The 15,427-nt window shown below is 45.1% G+C and carries 21 protein-coding genes; 4 read left to right on the forward strand and 17 right to left on the reverse strand.

Annotated elements, in window-relative coordinates:
* Positions 1–6: 6 nt before the first annotated feature.
* The 9 genes from ACYQ05_RS04955 to ffh all read right to left on the reverse strand — a co-directional run bounded on the left by ACYQ05_RS04955 (position 7) and on the right by ffh (position 7,406).
* Positions 7–849, reverse strand: coding sequence for an HDOD domain-containing protein (locus ACYQ05_RS04955; RefSeq protein ID WP_459818894.1), 843 nt, complete (start codon positions 847–849; stop codon positions 7–9).
* 45 nt (positions 850–894) lie between these two features.
* Positions 895–1,737, reverse strand: a complete 843-nt coding sequence (locus tag ACYQ05_RS04960; protein ID WP_459818896.1) for an HDOD domain-containing protein — start codon at positions 1,735–1,737, stop codon at positions 895–897.
* Between the two features lie 27 nt (positions 1,738–1,764).
* Entirely contained in the window at positions 1,765–2,565 is an 801-nt protein-coding gene (locus ACYQ05_RS04965) for a DsbC family protein (RefSeq protein ID WP_459818899.1), read from the reverse strand.
* Between the two features lie 58 nt (positions 2,566–2,623).
* Positions 2,624–3,586 (reverse strand): site-specific tyrosine recombinase XerD, encoded by a 963-nt coding sequence (gene xerD, locus ACYQ05_RS04970; RefSeq protein WP_459818900.1) that lies wholly within the window; start codon positions 3,584–3,586, stop codon positions 2,624–2,626.
* 256 nt (positions 3,587–3,842) lie between these two features.
* Positions 3,843–4,190: a 50S ribosomal protein L19 gene (rplS, locus tag ACYQ05_RS04975; RefSeq protein WP_459818902.1), complete on the reverse strand. Its 348-nt coding sequence runs from the start codon at positions 4,188–4,190 to the stop codon at positions 3,843–3,845.
* A 90-nt stretch (positions 4,191–4,280) separates the two neighbouring features.
* Positions 4,281–5,039 carry a tRNA (guanosine(37)-N1)-methyltransferase TrmD gene (gene trmD / locus ACYQ05_RS04980; RefSeq protein WP_459818904.1) on the reverse strand — a complete coding sequence of 253 codons (759 nt, stop codon included), beginning with the start codon at positions 5,037–5,039 and terminating at the stop codon, positions 4,281–4,283.
* The gene (rimM, locus tag ACYQ05_RS04985) at positions 5,040–5,561 is read right to left on the reverse strand and encodes a ribosome maturation factor RimM (RefSeq protein WP_459818905.1); all 522 of its coding nucleotides are present in this window, start codon (positions 5,559–5,561) and stop codon (positions 5,040–5,042) included.
* 20 nt (positions 5,562–5,581) lie between these two features.
* A complete protein-coding gene (gene rpsP, locus ACYQ05_RS04990) occupies positions 5,582–5,833 on the reverse strand; it encodes a 30S ribosomal protein S16 (protein WP_459818906.1) in 252 nt (83 codons plus the stop codon).
* A 181-nt stretch (positions 5,834–6,014) separates the two neighbouring features.
* The gene (gene ffh, locus ACYQ05_RS04995; protein ID WP_459818907.1) at positions 6,015–7,406 is read right to left on the reverse strand and encodes a signal recognition particle protein; all 1,392 of its coding nucleotides are present in this window, start codon (positions 7,404–7,406) and stop codon (positions 6,015–6,017) included.
* Positions 7,407–7,483: 77 nt separating this feature from the next.
* On the opposite strand from ffh, the gene ACYQ05_RS05000 reads away from it, so the two are divergent.
* The 4 genes from ACYQ05_RS05000 to ACYQ05_RS05015 all read left to right on the forward strand — a co-directional run bounded on the left by ACYQ05_RS05000 (position 7,484) and on the right by ACYQ05_RS05015 (position 11,095).
* A complete protein-coding gene (locus ACYQ05_RS05000; RefSeq protein ID WP_459818908.1) occupies positions 7,484–8,269 on the forward strand; it encodes a cytochrome C assembly family protein in 786 nt (261 codons plus the stop codon).
* Positions 8,270–8,390: 121 nt separating this feature from the next.
* Positions 8,391–9,686 carry an HlyC/CorC family transporter gene (locus ACYQ05_RS05005; RefSeq protein ID WP_459818909.1) on the forward strand — a complete coding sequence of 432 codons (1,296 nt, stop codon included), beginning with the start codon at positions 8,391–8,393 and terminating at the stop codon, positions 9,684–9,686.
* On the forward strand, positions 9,679–10,500 hold the full coding sequence (locus ACYQ05_RS05010; RefSeq protein WP_459818910.1) for an inositol monophosphatase family protein: 822 nt from the start codon (positions 9,679–9,681) through the stop codon (positions 10,498–10,500). Before ACYQ05_RS05005 ends, ACYQ05_RS05010 begins: the two co-directional genes overlap by 8 nt.
* A gap of 43 nt (positions 10,501–10,543) precedes the next feature.
* Positions 10,544–11,095, forward strand: a complete 552-nt coding sequence (locus ACYQ05_RS05015) for a cytochrome b (protein WP_459818911.1) — start codon at positions 10,544–10,546, stop codon at positions 11,093–11,095.
* 60 nt (positions 11,096–11,155) lie between these two features.
* On the opposite strand, the gene ACYQ05_RS05020 is transcribed toward ACYQ05_RS05015, so the two are convergent.
* From ACYQ05_RS05020 to ACYQ05_RS05055, 8 genes are all read right to left on the reverse strand, one after another.
* Positions 11,156–11,491, reverse strand: coding sequence for a thioredoxin family protein (locus tag ACYQ05_RS05020; RefSeq protein ID WP_459818912.1), 336 nt, complete (start codon positions 11,489–11,491; stop codon positions 11,156–11,158).
* Between the two features lie 8 nt (positions 11,492–11,499).
* On the reverse strand, positions 11,500–11,937 hold the full coding sequence (locus tag ACYQ05_RS05025; RefSeq protein ID WP_459818913.1) for a DUF3010 family protein: 438 nt from the start codon (positions 11,935–11,937) through the stop codon (positions 11,500–11,502).
* A complete protein-coding gene (locus tag ACYQ05_RS05030) occupies positions 11,934–12,167 on the reverse strand; it encodes a (2Fe-2S)-binding protein (RefSeq protein WP_459818916.1) in 234 nt (77 codons plus the stop codon). The genes ACYQ05_RS05025 and ACYQ05_RS05030 overlap by 4 nt, the downstream gene beginning before the upstream one ends.
* 1 nt (position 12,168) lies before the next feature.
* The gene (gene yaaA / locus ACYQ05_RS05035) at positions 12,169–12,963 is read right to left on the reverse strand and encodes a peroxide stress protein YaaA (protein ID WP_459818918.1); all 795 of its coding nucleotides are present in this window, start codon (positions 12,961–12,963) and stop codon (positions 12,169–12,171) included.
* A gap of 83 nt (positions 12,964–13,046) precedes the next feature.
* Positions 13,047–13,244 (reverse strand): hypothetical protein, encoded by a 198-nt coding sequence (locus ACYQ05_RS05040; RefSeq protein ID WP_459818920.1) that lies wholly within the window; start codon positions 13,242–13,244, stop codon positions 13,047–13,049.
* 21 nt (positions 13,245–13,265) lie between these two features.
* Positions 13,266–13,526, reverse strand: a complete 261-nt coding sequence (locus ACYQ05_RS05045) for a hypothetical protein (RefSeq protein WP_459818922.1) — start codon at positions 13,524–13,526, stop codon at positions 13,266–13,268.
* Positions 13,527–13,632: 106 nt separating this feature from the next.
* Positions 13,633–14,295 carry an N-acetylmuramate alpha-1-phosphate uridylyltransferase MurU gene (murU, locus tag ACYQ05_RS05050; RefSeq protein WP_459818924.1) on the reverse strand — a complete coding sequence of 221 codons (663 nt, stop codon included), beginning with the start codon at positions 14,293–14,295 and terminating at the stop codon, positions 13,633–13,635.
* The gene (locus ACYQ05_RS05055) at positions 14,292–15,338 is read right to left on the reverse strand and encodes an aminoglycoside phosphotransferase family protein (protein WP_459818925.1); all 1,047 of its coding nucleotides are present in this window, start codon (positions 15,336–15,338) and stop codon (positions 14,292–14,294) included. The genes murU and ACYQ05_RS05055 overlap by 4 nt, the downstream gene beginning before the upstream one ends.
* Positions 15,339–15,427: the final 89 nt, after the last annotated feature.

Below are 15,427 nucleotides of genomic sequence, written 5' to 3' on the forward strand. Positions count from 1 at the left end.
CCCATTTTAGGAAACTTTATACGCATAAGGAATGAGCGTTTGTTGAATTTCTTCAATCTCCTCCTCTTTGATCATCAACTCATGGGTCGCCATTTGCCTTATCTCAGTTAATGCCTGCGTACTCTCTGTGCCCAAAGTGATTTCCACAATTAAAACGCTGGCCAATTGATTCAAGGCCACCAAAGCACGAACATGATTATCTTGAATCTGTGAATAATCTTGCGTGTGGTGCAATAAAATCGCATTTAATAAATCTTTAGGTAGAGACCATCGTTTACCGATCAGTGCACCAATAATAGGATGCGTGGTCCCATATCGCGCCATTTCAAGTTCAATCACTGCATTTGGATTGGAAAGTGAATCCTTATAAATCTTGGCATACCCTTCGGGATCATGATTGAATAACACCATTATGCCCACATGGTGAAAAAGCCCCAATAAGTAGGCCTCATCAGGAGAAACATCCTCCACATGCTCAGCAAGATCTGACATGCAAAAAGCCACATCGGCACTAAAATTCATAATATCTTGATAAAGAATATCGCCATCATAAAGATTTTTTAATGCCGAAGCGACCAAGAGGTTATAAAGGTTTTTTAATCCCAGTATCTTAACGGCTTTAGACACAGAGGTGACTGGAGCGCCGCCTCTTTTTCTCACCAGTCTATTCACTGCGCCTAAAAGCTTCCCGGCCATCACCGTATTTTTTTCAATAATCTCCAAAACTGAATGAATATTGACAAAATCATCTTTTAATGCTTGCTGAAGCTGAACCACCTCCATAGGGAGCTCAGGCAGTTGAAAACCGTCAATCAGCTGTTTTGCACGCTGAATTTTTTTTGTTTCCATTGTCAGGCCTCTTTTTCTTCACTCACATCCGTTCAGAAAAGTGTCTCACTCCTTAAATGAATAAGACATTAAAGCTGAACGAATTTCGCTTACCACATCAGGTGGAATCATTAACTCTTGTATCGCATGCGCTTCAAAGTCTTGCATCTCTTGAGAAACATAGGCCCCCAGTGAAATTTCCGCCACTATGGCATTGGCTAATTGAATCATCGCCACCAAAGCTCGCACACGGTCCTCTTTGATTTGCGTACACGGATAGGTATGATGTAACATAATTGCATTTAGAAAATCAATCGAAAGGTTCCATTTCTTTGCCACCAAAACACCAATGAGTTGATGATCTGTACCATAATGTGCTTGTTCAACCTCAATCACCGATACTGGCTGAGAAAGTGAATTTGAATAAATTTTGCCATACCCTTCTGCGTCTTTATCCACTAAAACCAGTGCACCAACATTATGAAACAGCCCTAACATATAAGCTTCATCTCGAGTGACATCATTTACCCACTCCGAAATATCCGCCATGCAAAAAGCGACATCCACACTAAAATCCATCATATCCTTATAGAACGCATTACCACTGAATAACCTTTTCAGTGCAGAAGCCACCAACAGATTATAGATATTTTCTAAGCCTAATAAATTCACCGCTTGAAAAATCGATTTTACAGGCTCTTCCTGCTTCATATTCATAACAGGTGAATTCACCGCTTCTAAGACATCTCCCGCCATGACCGTATTTTTCTCAATAATAGACGAGATCTTTTCTAGATTTGCAAAGCGGCTTTTTAACTCTTTTTCCAGTAGCAAGACCTCTTCTGGCAGCTCTGGAAGCGGCGTGCCTTGTATAATTTTCATTGCATTACGCAATTTCGTTTGCACCATTTTAATTTCCGATAATCAGTTCAATAATTAGTCATTTTGAGTCGCAACTTCATCTTGCGCCAAGAGCTTGATTAACTCTTCTGGTGGCACAAAACCGGGGATCACACGACCATCCTCCAAAATAATTGTCGGCGTGCCAGAGACGTCAAACACTTGAGCCAACTGATACTGATCGGCCACGGTATTCTGACAGTTTTTAGGCGTAATTTTTCCTTGCATTGCTTCATTCATCGCCTGGTTGCGGTCTGAAGCACACCAGACCGATACCGCTTTTTGGTAAGCTTTTGATCTTAAACCCGCACGAGGATAGGCGAGGTAGCGCACGGTAATGCCCGCCGCATTCAGCTTTGGAATCGCTTGATGCAACTTATGACAATAAGGGCAATCTATATCGGTAAACACCGTGATCACATGCTTTTGCTGCCCTTTAGCTGGATAAATAATCATACTGCTTTCAGGTACCTTGGCGAGCGTCGCTTTGACCGCCTTCTGCCGGGCAAGATCCGTCAAATTGACTCGATGTTCTAGATCAAGGATTTTTCCGGTAAACAGATACTGACCATTACCACTCATATACACCACCATCGGCCCCAGCGTCACTTGGTAGAGATTTTGTATCGGCGTAGGTTCTATCTGCACCTCCGGTTGGTCCGTATCCGCCATGATTTTGCTTAATTGCGCCTGAATGGCTTGACGGACTTGTGTGGGAACCTTTGCCTCGGGACTGTTGGCCGCATGAGCTTGAAAAGAGGCCAGGCTCACGGCCAAAAGCATCACGGAAATGAGAAGGGATTTGAGCCGAAGCGCAGGATAAAAAGAAAAAAACATATTTGAAGTGCCTCAATAATGATGAGTTGTCATTATAGCAACACTTTTCTGTGCTGTGCTAACCTCTCGGATGATGTTGTTGGTGCACTTTCTGTAATCGCTCATTCGCAACATGTGTATAAATTTGAGTGGTTGAAAGGTCACTGTGCCCCAGTAAGAGTTGAACGGTGCGTAAATCCGCACCATGATTTAATAGATGTGTGGCAAAGGCATGGCGTAAAATATGAGGAGAAAGATTGGCCGGCAACCCCGCTTGTTCAGCTAAAACGCGAATGCGGTGCCATAGAGTTTGACGCGTCATGGGGCGACCGATGCGCGACACAAAGAGCGTGGGCACGCGTTTTTGTTTGACCAGAGCTGGACGAGATTCTGTTAAATAGCGCTCAACCCATTCCACAGCAAATTCACCTAAGGGCACAATGCGCTCTTTACTGCCTTTCCCCATCACCTGTACCATACCGGCCGAAAGATTTAACTGTTCAAAGGTCAGGTTCACCAATTCGGAAACCCGCAACCCTGTCGCATACATCACCTCTAAAATGGTTCTATCCCGTATCCCCAGTGGCGTAGTCACATCTGGAGCCGCCAATAGGGCTTCTACTTGTGCTTCAGAGAGCGTTTTTGGCAAAGCGCTGCCCAATTTCACCGCTTTCAATTGCAAAGCTGGATTAACCTCTATCAGCTCTTGTTGATAAAGCCACTGAAACAGGCGTTTAAGTGTGGACAGCAAACGCGCCTGACTGCGCGCTTTTAAAGAGGTTGCAATCGCCAATAACCCCTCATTTAATAGCGACTCTGTTATCTGCTTAGGAGATAGCACTTTTGCCGTCTGCTGCGTCCGCTGTAACTGTTTCCAAAACAGCACCAGATCCTGTCGGTAGGCTAAACAGGTATTCTCACTCAACCCCTCTTGAAACTGAAGGCTTTGTAAAAACTGCTGCACCTCATTCGGCAGCGGAAACTGCCTTGCAGATAGTTTGAGCAAGGCTTCAAGGCTATGCGGAATCTCAGATTTTGTCATCCTAGCCACTCATGAACATCCAATTAAAAAGATAGATATAAAAAACCCCATCACAATGGACGGGGTTTGATCAATGATTAAGGTATTGTCACTAGAGACCTTTGCATGAGTGGGATGCGATCTAAAAATGAGAAAAAATTTTCCATATCTAGGCGGGAAACGCAGGTAATAGTAAGCTATTGCCAAGTTTTCCAACAACGATAGGGGAAATTTTAGCCATTTTTAGCCGTAGAGCCATCTCGTGCAAAGGTCTCTGTCATTTAATTTTTTCTTTAATACGCGCAGCGCGACCAGATAGACCACGAAGATAGTAAAGCTTAGCACGACGCACATCCCCGCGACGCTTAACTTCAATGCTATCCACTAAAGGACTGTAAGTTTGGAAAGTCCGCTCAACGCCTACACCGTGAGAGATCTTTCTTACCACGAAGTTAGAGTTTAAACCACGGTTTTTCTTCGCGATCACAACCCCTTCAAAGGCCTGTAGACGCTCGTTTTTACCTTCTTTTACTTTAACTTGAACAACGACGGTATCACCAGGGTTAAATTCTGGTAACTCTTTATTCATCTGTTCAGCTTCAATTTGCTTGATGATATCGCTCATCTTTAAGCACTCCATTTTTTTGGTCCTTTTTGGACCGCTATCATTATCCAACATCCACGCTCGTCTGCGCCAGAGGTTAGACCCAAGTTGTCAATCAGAGTCAGATGACTCTGTTTGTTGTGAACCCATCAGCCAACGCTGATAGAGCTCTGGACGCCGTTGCTGCGTCCGTAAAATCTTCTGTTCTTTACGCCACTGCTCAATTTTGGCATGATGCCCTTCGAGCAATACCTGGGGGACGGACATCCCATCGACCTCTTCAGGACGCGTATAGTGCGGACAATCTAGTAAGCCATCCGTAAACGAGTCTTCCACCGCTGACTGCTGATGCCCTAAAGCACCGGGCAGCATGCGAATCACCGCATCCATCAACATCATGGCTGGCAGCTCCCCGCCACTGACCACAAAGTCGCCGATGGCAATCTCTTCATCCACATACTTTTGGATAAAGCGCTCATCGATGCCTTCATAACGGCCACATACCAATGTAATCGCTGGCATTTGAGCCAGTTGCTCAACCCGCTTTTGCGTCAAGGGCTGCCCTTGCGGAGAGAGATAAATCACATGTGATTTTTCAATCCCTTGTTGCTTAACCTGCTGCTGAATCTGCTCCACACTCGCTTTCATCGGCGGGTACATCATCAGCATGCCTGGCCCGCCACCATAAGGGCGATCATCCACCGATTGATGACGATCTGTCGCAAATTGTCGCGGATTGCATGGATGAAAAGCCACCAAGCCTTTATTAAAGGCGCGACTCGTCACCCCAGAATCGGTAATTGCCGCAAACATTTCAGGAAACAGCGTGACCACATCAAACCGCAATGGTTGTGTTTGCGCTGAATTCACTTAATCCGATGCCTCTTCTAATGTCCAGTCCACCACAATCTGTTTATTTTCAATATCCACAGATTGGATATAGTGCCCCTCGACAAAAGGGATCAAAGTTTGCTCACCTGCTGCATTTTCCACCCGCAGCACATCATGCGCGCCCGTTTCCAGTAGGTTTTTAACCACACCTAAAGGCTGCTGTTGCAAATTTTGCACCTGACAACCCATTAAATCCACCCAGTAATAGGTATCTTTCACCGGTGGCATCTGTGCCTTTTCGATCCAAATTTCACACCCCATTAATTGGCGTGCCACATCGCGATCATCCACCCCTTGCAGCTTGGCAATGACGCTTTTACCTTGCAGTAATTTGCCATCCTCAACCTGAACTTGGCGCCATTGTCCTTTACAGTGCAGCCACCAGGGGGCGTAACTTAAAATATTCTCTCGGGGGTCGGTATGGGAAAACACTTTCACCCAACCCTGTACCCCATACATACCATTAATTGTGCCAAGCAGAATTTTATCGCTGGTATCCACTTTACAACACAACTTAAAAATTAAGCTTGCGCTTTTTGCGCTTCTTTAACTAAAGCTTTAACGCGTGGGCTGACTTGCGCCCCTTTAGCGACCCACTCATCAACCTTCGCCGTATCCAGACGCAGGCGCTCTTCATTACCACGTGCAGTTGGGTTGAAGAACCCTAACTGCTCAATAAATTTACTGGTTGCAGCACGACGGCTGTCTGAAACGACGATTTTGTAAAAAGGGTTCTTTTTGGCGCCACCACGGGCTAAACGAATTACGACCATTGTATTCTCCTATTGTCTGATCGGCGAAGGCAGGAAATCCTAACCCACTCATTCTTCTACGGAAATCAACACATTTCAGTCAATTTCCCTCCTAATTTCTTGTCCACAAACAAGAAAGCGGGGATTATACTCAATCCCCGCTTTAATTGCTAGACAAATGGTTGGTTTATTTAGTCTTTTTTTACTTAAAACCACCCGGAGGTAACATGCCTCCCATACCACCTGCACCGCCAGGGAGTTTGCCCGCTAAGCCGCGCATCATGTTTTTCATGCCCCCTTTCTTCATCTTTTTCATCATCTTTTGCATCTGAGTAAACTGTTTCATCAGCTTATTAATGTCTTGCACTTGCGTCCCTGAGCCTCTCGCAATGCGTTTTTTGCGCGAACCTTTAATAATGGCCGGATGACGACGCTCTTGTGGGGTCATCGATTGAATGATCGCTTGTAGTTTCTTAAATTCTTTTTCAGCCACATCTCCGCTAATTTGCTCTTTAATCTGACCCATGCCAGGCAACTTGCCCATTAAGCCGCCGACACCGCCCATTTGCTGGATTTGCTGTAGCTGTTCTAAAAAGTCTTCCAGATCAAACTGACCGGTTTTTTGCACCTTTTGCGCAAACTTTTGCGCTTTTTTCTGATCAATTTTGGTTTCCGCCTCTTCAATCAGACTGAGCACATCCCCCATGCCCAGAATGCGACCCGCCATACGGTCTGGGTGGAAAGGCTCCAATGCATCCACCTTCTCCCCGGCTCCGACAAACTTAATCGGTTTGCCGGTAATCTCGCGAATGGAGAGCGCCGCCCCGCCTCGCGCATCCCCATCGATTTTGGTCAAGATCACACCGGTTAACGGCAAAGCCTCATGAAAAGCTTTGGCCGTATTCGCCGCATCTTGTCCGGTCATGGCATCCACCACAAAGAGGGTTTCAACTGGATTGACCGCAGCATTCAGCGCCTTAATCTCCTGCATCATGGTTTCATCAATGTGCAGACGTCCCGCCGTATCCACGATCAAGACATCATCAAACCGTTTACGCGCCTCTTGCTTTGCTCGATTAACAATATCAACCGGATCTTCCTCTGGACTGGATGGGAAAAAATCCACGCCCACTTGTTCAGCCAGGGTTTCTAACTGTTTAATCGCGGCCGGACGGTAAATATCGGCTGAAACCACCATCACCTTTTTCTTTTCGCGCTCTTTTAGATATTTCGCCAACTTTGCAGCCGTGGTGGTTTTACCCGCCCCTTGCAAACCCGCCATCATAATCACGGCTGGCGGCTCAACCTTAAAGTTCAGCCCTTCATTTTCAGAGCCCATGGTCTGCGTTAATTCTTCACGCACAATCTTAATAAAGGTCTGTCCCGGGTTCAGGCTACTGTTGACCTCTTGCCCTAAAGCACGCTGCTGCACCCGCTCAATAAACGCCTTGACCACAGGCAAGGCGACATCGGCTTCCAGCAAAGCACGACGTACATCCCGCAAGGCATCCTTAATATTGCTCTCAGTAAGACGTCCTTGACCTGTTAAATGCTTAAATGTTTTATTTAACCGTTCCGACAAATTATCGAACATGCAAAATTCCTTTGTTGTTTGACACTTCTATAATAGAATATTAGATTATCTTTATATTATAGCTAACGAGTGTCGTCATGCCCTTATTTTTTGCCGCCTTAGCCAGTCTACTCTATCTTTATGGGTTTGCTCGATTATGGCGCGCCGTTACTCATCCCGGAAAAACGCTTTCCACCCAAGTTTTAAATTGGACCATTGGGGGGGCGTTACTTTGCCACACTTTAGCGCTTGGGCAGACCCTATGGGTCAACCATCAACTGGATTTGCAGTTGAGTAATATCCTCTCCGCCATTGCCTGGCTGTCGGTTGCCCTATTATTGCTATTAAACCGTAAACAGCCGGTTTTTATTTTAGGTCTGTTTATTTTCCCCTTATCCAGCCTGTTTACCTTGACTCCACTATTTTTAGATGAGCCTTATCTGCTCCCTCTGAATATCGGCATTCATATTGTGCTCTCTGTGGGGGCTTATAGCTTGCTGACACTCGCCACAGCGCAAGCGATTCTATACTCCATTCAAGAACGCCGCTTTCGGCAAAAAAAAGTAGGAGCGATATTAAATATTCTCCCGCCATTGCAAGTAATGGAAAAGCTCCTCATTCAGCTGGTCATCTCAGGTTTTATTCTGTTGACGCTTGCTCTGTTAAGCGGGCTCTTTTTTGTCCAGGACATGTTTGCGCAACATCTGATTCATAAAACCTTCTTCGCCATTCTGGCTTGGTTGGTCTATGCCTTTTTCCTTTCTGGCCATTTTCATCGCGGGTGGCGTGGACAAAAAGCGGCAAAATTTATTCTTTGGGCCTACGTATTTTTAAGCTTAAGCTACATTGGCACCCAAATGATTATTCTCGCCATTTATGGTTAATATGAGACTTTTGCACGAGATGGTTCTATATCCATAAGCCCTATCCCCCCTCTTTTATCCCATTTCTCTCTAGGGAAGTTGGGGTATAATAAGTTCTCATTCACAACTGAATTAGACTGTTTTGGAAACCGCCTCGCTCACCACACTTTTTTTAATTCTCCTTTTCCTTTTACTGCTTTCGGCCCTATTCTCCGGCTCTGAAACCGGAATGATGGCCTTAAATAAATATCGTTTACGTCACAGAGTAAAAGAGGGGGATCCATCGGCAAAAAAAGTGGCCCAGTTGCTTGAAAAGCCTGATCGCTTATTAGGCGTTATTTTATTGGGCAACAATTTTGTCAATATTTTCGCTTCCTCGATTGCCACCATTATTGCCATGCGACTGATGGGCGAAGCCGGCATTGCACTGGCAGCCGGTTTACTCACACTAATTGTACTCATCTTCTCTGAAGTGGCACCGAAAACCCTTGCTGCCCTCTACCCGGAAAAAATTGCTTTTCCCGCTGCTTATTTTTTAACCCCTCTTTTAAAGCTTTTTTCACCTGTAGTCTGGCTGGTCAATTTTATAGCCAATAGTTTTTTGCGGCTATTCGGGGTAAAGGTTGGGGAGCATAAGCTCAATGACGCGCTCAGTCATGAAGAGCTGCAAACCCTCATTGATGAAGCCACGGGGCAACTGCCGAAACAATATCGGGACATGCTTAAAAGCATTCTCAACTTAGAAACGGTCACCGTTGAAGATGTAATGGTTCCTAAACAGGACATCTTTGCGATTGATATTGACCAACCCATTAAAGAGATCCTTAAGGCGCTGTCCCGTTCACGCTACACGCGTATCCCGCTTTATCGAGGCTCATTAGATGATGAACTGATTGGCATCCTCAACCTGAGAAAAATCGTTCCTCTTCTTTTAAAGGACCCCAAGGAAGTCAAACTAAAAGATATTATTAAATTAGCACGTCCCCCCTATTACATTCCCGAAGTGACCTCTTTAAACACGCAACTGGGGAACTTTAAAAAGCTACGCCGGCGCATGGCGCTCATTGTGGATGAGTATGGTGATCTGCAAGGTCTGGTGACAATGGAAGATCTGCTCGAAGAGATTGTGGGCAAACTCTCTTCAGAAAGTCAAAGCAACCCCGCAGAAAGTGTCACCTTAAATGCGGATGGCAGCATGTTGATTGATGCGAGCGAGTTTATTCGCGATCTCAATAAAAATTTCGGTCTACAACTGCCAACCGACGGTCCTAAAACCTTAAATGGATTAATCCAAGAAGAGTTAGAAACCCTTCCCAATGAAGGCACCTGCTTGAAAGTCGGCAATTATATTTTAGAAGTGGTTAAAACCAACCAAAATGCCATTGAACTGGTCAAATTAATTCCTTTTACTTCTCAAGAGCAACCCACAGATGACTAATTCACATTTATTTGAAGATCCAATACATTGGAACCGCCTTAAAGAGGGGCTGATTCAACTGGCCAAACAAGAAGTGCAACCACGCTTTGAGCATGTTGCCAGCAAACGAAAGGCCGATGGCTCAGTGGTCACTGAAGCCGACCTCCAAATGCAACAAAAAACCGCTGCTTTTTTAAAAAAGCAGTGGCCACAATTTGAATTTTTAGGCGAAGAATCCTCCCCTGAAAGCCAACAACTCGCACTCAACCATAGTGAAGGGTGCTGGATTTTAGACCCAGTAGATGGCACCAGCAACTTTGCCAATGGCATCCCTTTCTATTCGATTTCTCTCGCGCTGGTCAGCAAAGGAGAAATTGTGCTCGGACTGATTTATGACCCAAGTCGTGACGAGCTGTTTAGTGCACGCAAAGGATTGGGCGCCCATCTCAACGACACGTCCCTGAAAGCGCATACGCACCACACGACTCTGCGCACCTGTGCCGCCATTGTTGACTTCAAACGCTTAAAAAAATCCTTAACCATCCCTTTAGCCACCCAAGCCCCCTACGCCTCCCAACGCAGCTTTGGCTCTGTTGCATTGGACTGGTGCTGGGTGGCGGCCGGTAGAGGTCAGCTTTACTGTCACGGTTCTCAGCATATCTGGGATTATGCTGCAGGGTGGTTGATTCTGAATGAAGCAGGGGGCATGAGTTCAACACTTGAAGGTGAACCGGTCTATATCCAGCATGTGATTAAACGCAGTGCCATTGCCGCCACCACACCTGAACTATTTCACCAATGGCAAAACTTACTGACAAAACTTACAACGACTTAAGGTAAAATTAATTTAATAACTTAAAAGAAGGAGGAGATAGGCTATGATTCATAATACCCCACTCCAATACGGGGCCATCGCTCGTGCCTTACACTGGTGGAGCGCATTGTTCTTTTTTGTGATGTTCTTTATTGGTCTCTATATGACTGATCTAGAAAAAACCGATCCCCTCCGGGGTTCGCTTTTTCAATTCCACATCTCACTCGGCATTCTCATTTTCGGGCTGACGGTGATTCGTATTTTATGGAAACTGAAAGAAGTTCAACCTGACTTTCCAACAACCATGAGCGAAACACAAATCAAAATGGCAAAAGCCACATATGGTTTACTCTACCTATTGCTTCTGCTCATCCCTTTATCAGGCTACGTGATTGTGACCACTTTTGGCAAAAACCCCGGCTTTTTTGGTCTCTTTGAACTCCCCAATCTCATTGGCAAAGACGAAGCACTCCATGAGCAAGCTGAAGAAGTCCATGAATTCCTTGCTTGGACCGCCATCTTACTGGTGGCCGGACATATTCTAATGGCGCTGAAACATCACTTTATCGATAAAGATAATCTGCTTTTAAAAATGTTAGGAAAAGCTGACAAATAAAAGGCGTTTCTCCAGCGCGGCTTTTTCAAAGCCCCACTGGGGCTTTACCCTTTAAACGCGCTAAACTTCAGAAAAAAGCATCCGATAAGGTCGTTCAATCTGCTGAATTAACTGCGGCACACTAAAGGTGCGCACCAGCTCAATAAAACGCTGGCCGGTAAAATAGACTTGCACCGTGGGCAAAGAGAGCACCCCATATTGAGCACAAATATCGGTCGTTTCATGGCAATCAATATAGACCATAGCCATTTTAGGAAACTGCTCGCCCACTGTCTCTTTAATCTTGGGCTTGATCGCATGGCAGACATTACAGTCTCGTCCACCAAACAGCACCAATAGCGCCTCTTGCTGCTCAATCTGTTGCGCTAAAGTCTCTTGATTCTGAATGATCTGCATACCTTGCCTCACCACTGATACTGTCCGCCGATATAAGCAAAAGCTGCCATAAAAGCCGTTTGCTGAAACTTTTTCAATCCGGTCTCCTCAAAACGGATGGGGAGCGGGTATTTTTTGAGATTTTCTTTAATTTGAATTGCAGAAATCAGCTCCACCTTAATCGAATCATCCAACAGCTGTAATGCGGCTTCCAGTTTAAAACTGTCGGCGCTCCCCGCATATCGACCTTTTTTCATACGCTGCTTAATCACTAAAACATCTATTTTGTAATCTTCAACCAATTTAGCAAAGCTCTTTTGGAAATAACGTAATGCCGCTCGATCATCCGGATCTTGACACTGTATGCGTCGCACACGACACTCAGGTAAATGAAAAATATCATTTTCAAATAGCACTAAGCTGATAATCGCCTCATTTCCGGTTAACTCAATTCCACATATTTTCACTTTTTTAAACACTCCACTAAACGTTCAACTTGCCGCGCACAACACCCATTGCCATCTGTTGCATAACAGCACTGGCGCACCGCTTCTACTGAGTCCGCTCCATCCACAATGCACCCAATAATAGTGGATTTTTTGACTTCATTACATACGCAGAGATTTTCATCCACATCTTTTTGTAACAGCGGCGGTAATCTTTTAACTGCGCTTTCAATGGCTTCTCGACTGGCCATTTTATGCTTGCTTCCGGGTAAATAACCACTGATCTTCAGACGAGCCCGCCGGATCAAAGCGATAACCGTCTAAATCAAAATATTTAAGATCTTCAACCTGTTCGAGTTGATTTAACGCCGCATAGCGCGCCATTTCGCCCCGTGCTTTTTTAGCATAGAAGCTGATAATCTTATATTGGCCATTTTTCCACTCTTTAAACACAGGTGTTACCAAACGACCAGATAATTTTTTCGGTTGTACCGCCTTGAAATATTCATTAGAGGCTAAATTGACCAAAACCTTTTGCTCGTGTTGCTGTAACGTTTGATTCAATGCTTCCGTAAGGGTATCTCCCCAGAACGCATAGAGGTCCTGACCTTGATGATTGGCAAATTTTGTCCCCATTTCTAATCGATAGGGCAAGATTTGATCGAGCGGGCGTAACAGCCCGTAAAGTCCTGATAGAATTCTTAAATGATTTTGTAAATACAGCACGGACTTGGCTGGAAGATGCTCAATATCCAAGCCTTGATATACATCGCCTTTAAAAAGATAGGCCGCTGGCTTAGCTTTATCCTCAGGAAAGGGCAGCTGCCAAGCCTGAAAACGCTCATAATTCAACTCCGCTAATTTTTCACTTAAATGCATTAACTGAGCGATCTGATGAGGACCCAACTGCTTAAGCTGCTCAATGAGCTCAGTCGCTTGAGGTAAAAATTGCGGACAGGTAGGGGCAAAGGGCACCCCCTCCTCGGTTTCTATCGGTCGCCAAGGCGACTCATCTAGCTTTTTTGCAGGTGACACCACCATTAACATGACTGACGTTCCTTTCCTAACACTCTATACAAAAAAAGGAGCTTTAGCTCCTTTCTTGATCTTTAATCAGTTCATACTAAAACTTAGCAATCCCCATCTTCATCTTTTGTGGGATCATAGCTGCCTGAAGCGGCTGGCGCTTCTTTTACCGCTCCCGCAGGGGCTTTAGCATGTTCGACTTCGGTTTGTGCACTCTTATCTGCATCTTGATCCTTACCAGAACAAGCTGTTAAAGAAAATGCTAAAAATGCCATGGAAAATAATACAGCTAACTTTTTCATCGGAGTATCCTTCTTTTCAGTTTATAAAGAATCTGGCGTTAAACCCACTTCTTCTAAAAAATGACGAATCGCAACAACCTCGTCTTTATTGGTAATTTCATGTCCATGATGAGGCAATCCCAAAATGGCTTCTTTTCCTTCATAAATCACTTTGGCTTTATGCCCTTTAGTTAATTCAACGGTCGCCCCATAATGTTCCAGTGCGTGTTGCAATTCATTCCAATCGATATTCGTTGATATGGGATGCGTAAATACCTGCTGAATCACTTTTTTATGTTTCATTTGATTATCCTTTTAAAATTCTTGTCATATACCTAAGTAGTATAAATATTTTAACTTCGTCACGTTTAATTTAATAAGTAGATTCTAATCCTTTGGCCCCTAAAACTCAACCGGAAAGCTTCTGTAATCGCTCCAATGTACCCACATCTTCCCAAACGCCGGAATAGCACTCACCCGTCACTTTCTGCTGAGCCATCGCCTGCCGCAGAAAAGGGGCCAGTTTCAACCTACCCAAAGGCACTTCGGCCAATAAAGCTTGATGTAACACACTGATACCGGAAAAAGTCAGAGCCCCTTGAGGTGCCACCTGACCATTCTCTAGCAACTCAAAGTCCCCATTCGTTAAATAATCGGGCTTAGGCACCAAAACCAAATGCGCCAAACGGTCACGATGCAACTGAATCGCTTTCAGTTTGGCAAAAGGATAATCGGTCCAGACATCACCATTGACCACTAAAAACTGATCTTCAGTTTCTGTTAAAATCGGTAAGGCCTGAATAATGCCCCCTGCGGTTTCATAACCGCCAGCTGGCTCAGGGGTATAGGTAATCTCTACGCCCCACTGCGCGCCATTGCCCAGCGCCGCTTCAATTTTTTCGCCCAACCAAGCATGGTTAATCACCAACTGACGAAACCCAGCTTGAGCCAAGCGCTCAATATGGTGCACAATTAGGGGCTTACCCTGCACCTCAACCAATGGCTTAGGGGTATGATCGGTAATGGGACGTAAACGGTTGCCGCGCCCTGCGGCTAAGATCATGGCTTTCATAAGTCAAATTCCATTGCAGGGAGGACTTTGTTTTCCAATAGCTGCACCAAAGGGGTCAGGGCACCGTACTGCTGCCCCACTTCATAAAGATAGCGTAATGTATTTGGGATATCTTGCAAATAGCCTGCCTTGCCATCGCGGTGATATAAACGCGCAAAAATGCCCGCCGCTTTCAGGTGCCGCTGAATGCCCATTAAATCCATGCTCTGTTGAAAAGCGCTCCAATCCGCTTGACTGAGACCCAAACTTCCTGCCTGTGCCAGAGCCAAAAAATAGTAGCGCTGCCACTCTTTGACTTGTTCCTCTGGCCAGCGTTGATAACAGTCACGCAATAAGGAGATGGCATCATAGGTCAAAGGCCCCTGAACCGCATCCTGAAAATCGATCACGCCTAATTGCGTTTGTTCGGGCAGCACCATTAAATTACGACTGTGATAGTCGCGCAGCACATAGGTCTGTGGCTGCTGATGCGCATTTGCGATGAGCAGCGTCTCTAGCTGTTGCCAAGCTTGTTTTTCCAAAGAGGAGAGTGACAGATTTAAGTGTTTATGGAGCAACCAATCGGTAAACAGCTGCATCTCTTGGTGCAATAAACTTTCTGAGTACGGCGGAAGGCTTTGAAGCACCGTTTGCTTTTGCGGTAAACTTACCTCTGTTTGTAAATCAACAAGAATAGATAAGGCTTGGCGATAAAAGTGATCCACCTCTGTTTCAGAGACGCGCTTTAAGCGATCAGACAGCGTTTCCTGACCAAAATCTTCTAACAGTAAAAACCCTTGCGTTAAATCTTGCGCAAAAATCTCTGGCACCCGAATGCCTAACTGCTGCAGCTGTTGATCCACTTGAATAAAAGGGCGACAATCCTCTTTTTCCGGCGGCGCATCCATCACAATATAGCGGGTTTCTCCATTTTGGAGACGGAAATAGCGACGAAAACTGGCATCACTTGAGGCCGGTGTAATCTGTATCCCTGCGACACCCTGAAATTGGGGTAAGGTATCTAACCACGATTTTAATTGGGTGAATCTAATGTCTTCTTCCACTTTATCTGCTCAAACCGAGTAAAATAGGCTTCGATTCTAAACTCTCAAAAAAGAATGTCAATAAAACGCCTGATTTACAACAATGCTGG

The sequence above is a fragment of the Galenea microaerophila genome (assembly GCF_054657255.1).

What these genes read in the sequence shown, in the direction of transcription:
- ACYQ05_RS05010 (WP_459818910.1), top strand. Translation starts at nt 9,679, where the DNA reads ATGACTAATTCACATTTATTTGAAGATCCAATACATTGGAACCGCCTT.
- ACYQ05_RS05030 (WP_459818916.1), bottom strand. Translation starts at nt 12,167, where the DNA reads ATGGCCAGTCGAGAAGCCATTGAAAGCGCAGTTAAAAGATTACCGCCG.
- ACYQ05_RS05040 (WP_459818920.1), bottom strand. Translation starts at nt 13,244, where the DNA reads ATGAAAAAGTTAGCTGTATTATTTTCCATGGCATTTTTAGCATTTTCT.
- murU (WP_459818924.1), bottom strand. Translation starts at nt 14,295, where the DNA reads ATGAAAGCCATGATCTTAGCCGCAGGGCGCGGCAACCGTTTACGTCCC.
- ACYQ05_RS04965 (WP_459818899.1), bottom strand. Translation starts at nt 2,565, where the DNA reads ATGTTTTTTTCTTTTTATCCTGCGCTTCGGCTCAAATCCCTTCTCATT.
- ACYQ05_RS05015 (WP_459818911.1), top strand. Translation starts at nt 10,544, where the DNA reads ATGATTCATAATACCCCACTCCAATACGGGGCCATCGCTCGTGCCTTA.
- rpsP (WP_459818906.1), bottom strand. Translation starts at nt 5,833, where the DNA reads ATGGTCGTAATTCGTTTAGCCCGTGGTGGCGCCAAAAAGAACCCTTTT.
- rplS (WP_459818902.1), bottom strand. Translation starts at nt 4,190, where the DNA reads ATGAGCGATATCATCAAGCAAATTGAAGCTGAACAGATGAATAAAGAG.
- ACYQ05_RS04955 (WP_459818894.1), bottom strand. Translation starts at nt 849, where the DNA reads ATGGAAACAAAAAAAATTCAGCGTGCAAAACAGCTGATTGACGGTTTT.
- ACYQ05_RS05045 (WP_459818922.1), bottom strand. Translation starts at nt 13,526, where the DNA reads ATGAAACATAAAAAAGTGATTCAGCAGGTATTTACGCATCCCATATCA.
- ffh (WP_459818907.1), bottom strand. Translation starts at nt 7,406, where the DNA reads ATGTTCGATAATTTGTCGGAACGGTTAAATAAAACATTTAAGCATTTA.
- ACYQ05_RS05020 (WP_459818912.1), bottom strand. Translation starts at nt 11,491, where the DNA reads ATGCAGATCATTCAGAATCAAGAGACTTTAGCGCAACAGATTGAGCAG.
- ACYQ05_RS05000 (WP_459818908.1), top strand. Translation starts at nt 7,484, where the DNA reads ATGCCCTTATTTTTTGCCGCCTTAGCCAGTCTACTCTATCTTTATGGG.
- ACYQ05_RS04960 (WP_459818896.1), bottom strand. Translation starts at nt 1,737, where the DNA reads ATGGTGCAAACGAAATTGCGTAATGCAATGAAAATTATACAAGGCACG.
- xerD (WP_459818900.1), bottom strand. Translation starts at nt 3,586, where the DNA reads ATGACAAAATCTGAGATTCCGCATAGCCTTGAAGCCTTGCTCAAACTA.
- yaaA (WP_459818918.1), bottom strand. Translation starts at nt 12,963, where the DNA reads ATGTTAATGGTGGTGTCACCTGCAAAAAAGCTAGATGAGTCGCCTTGG.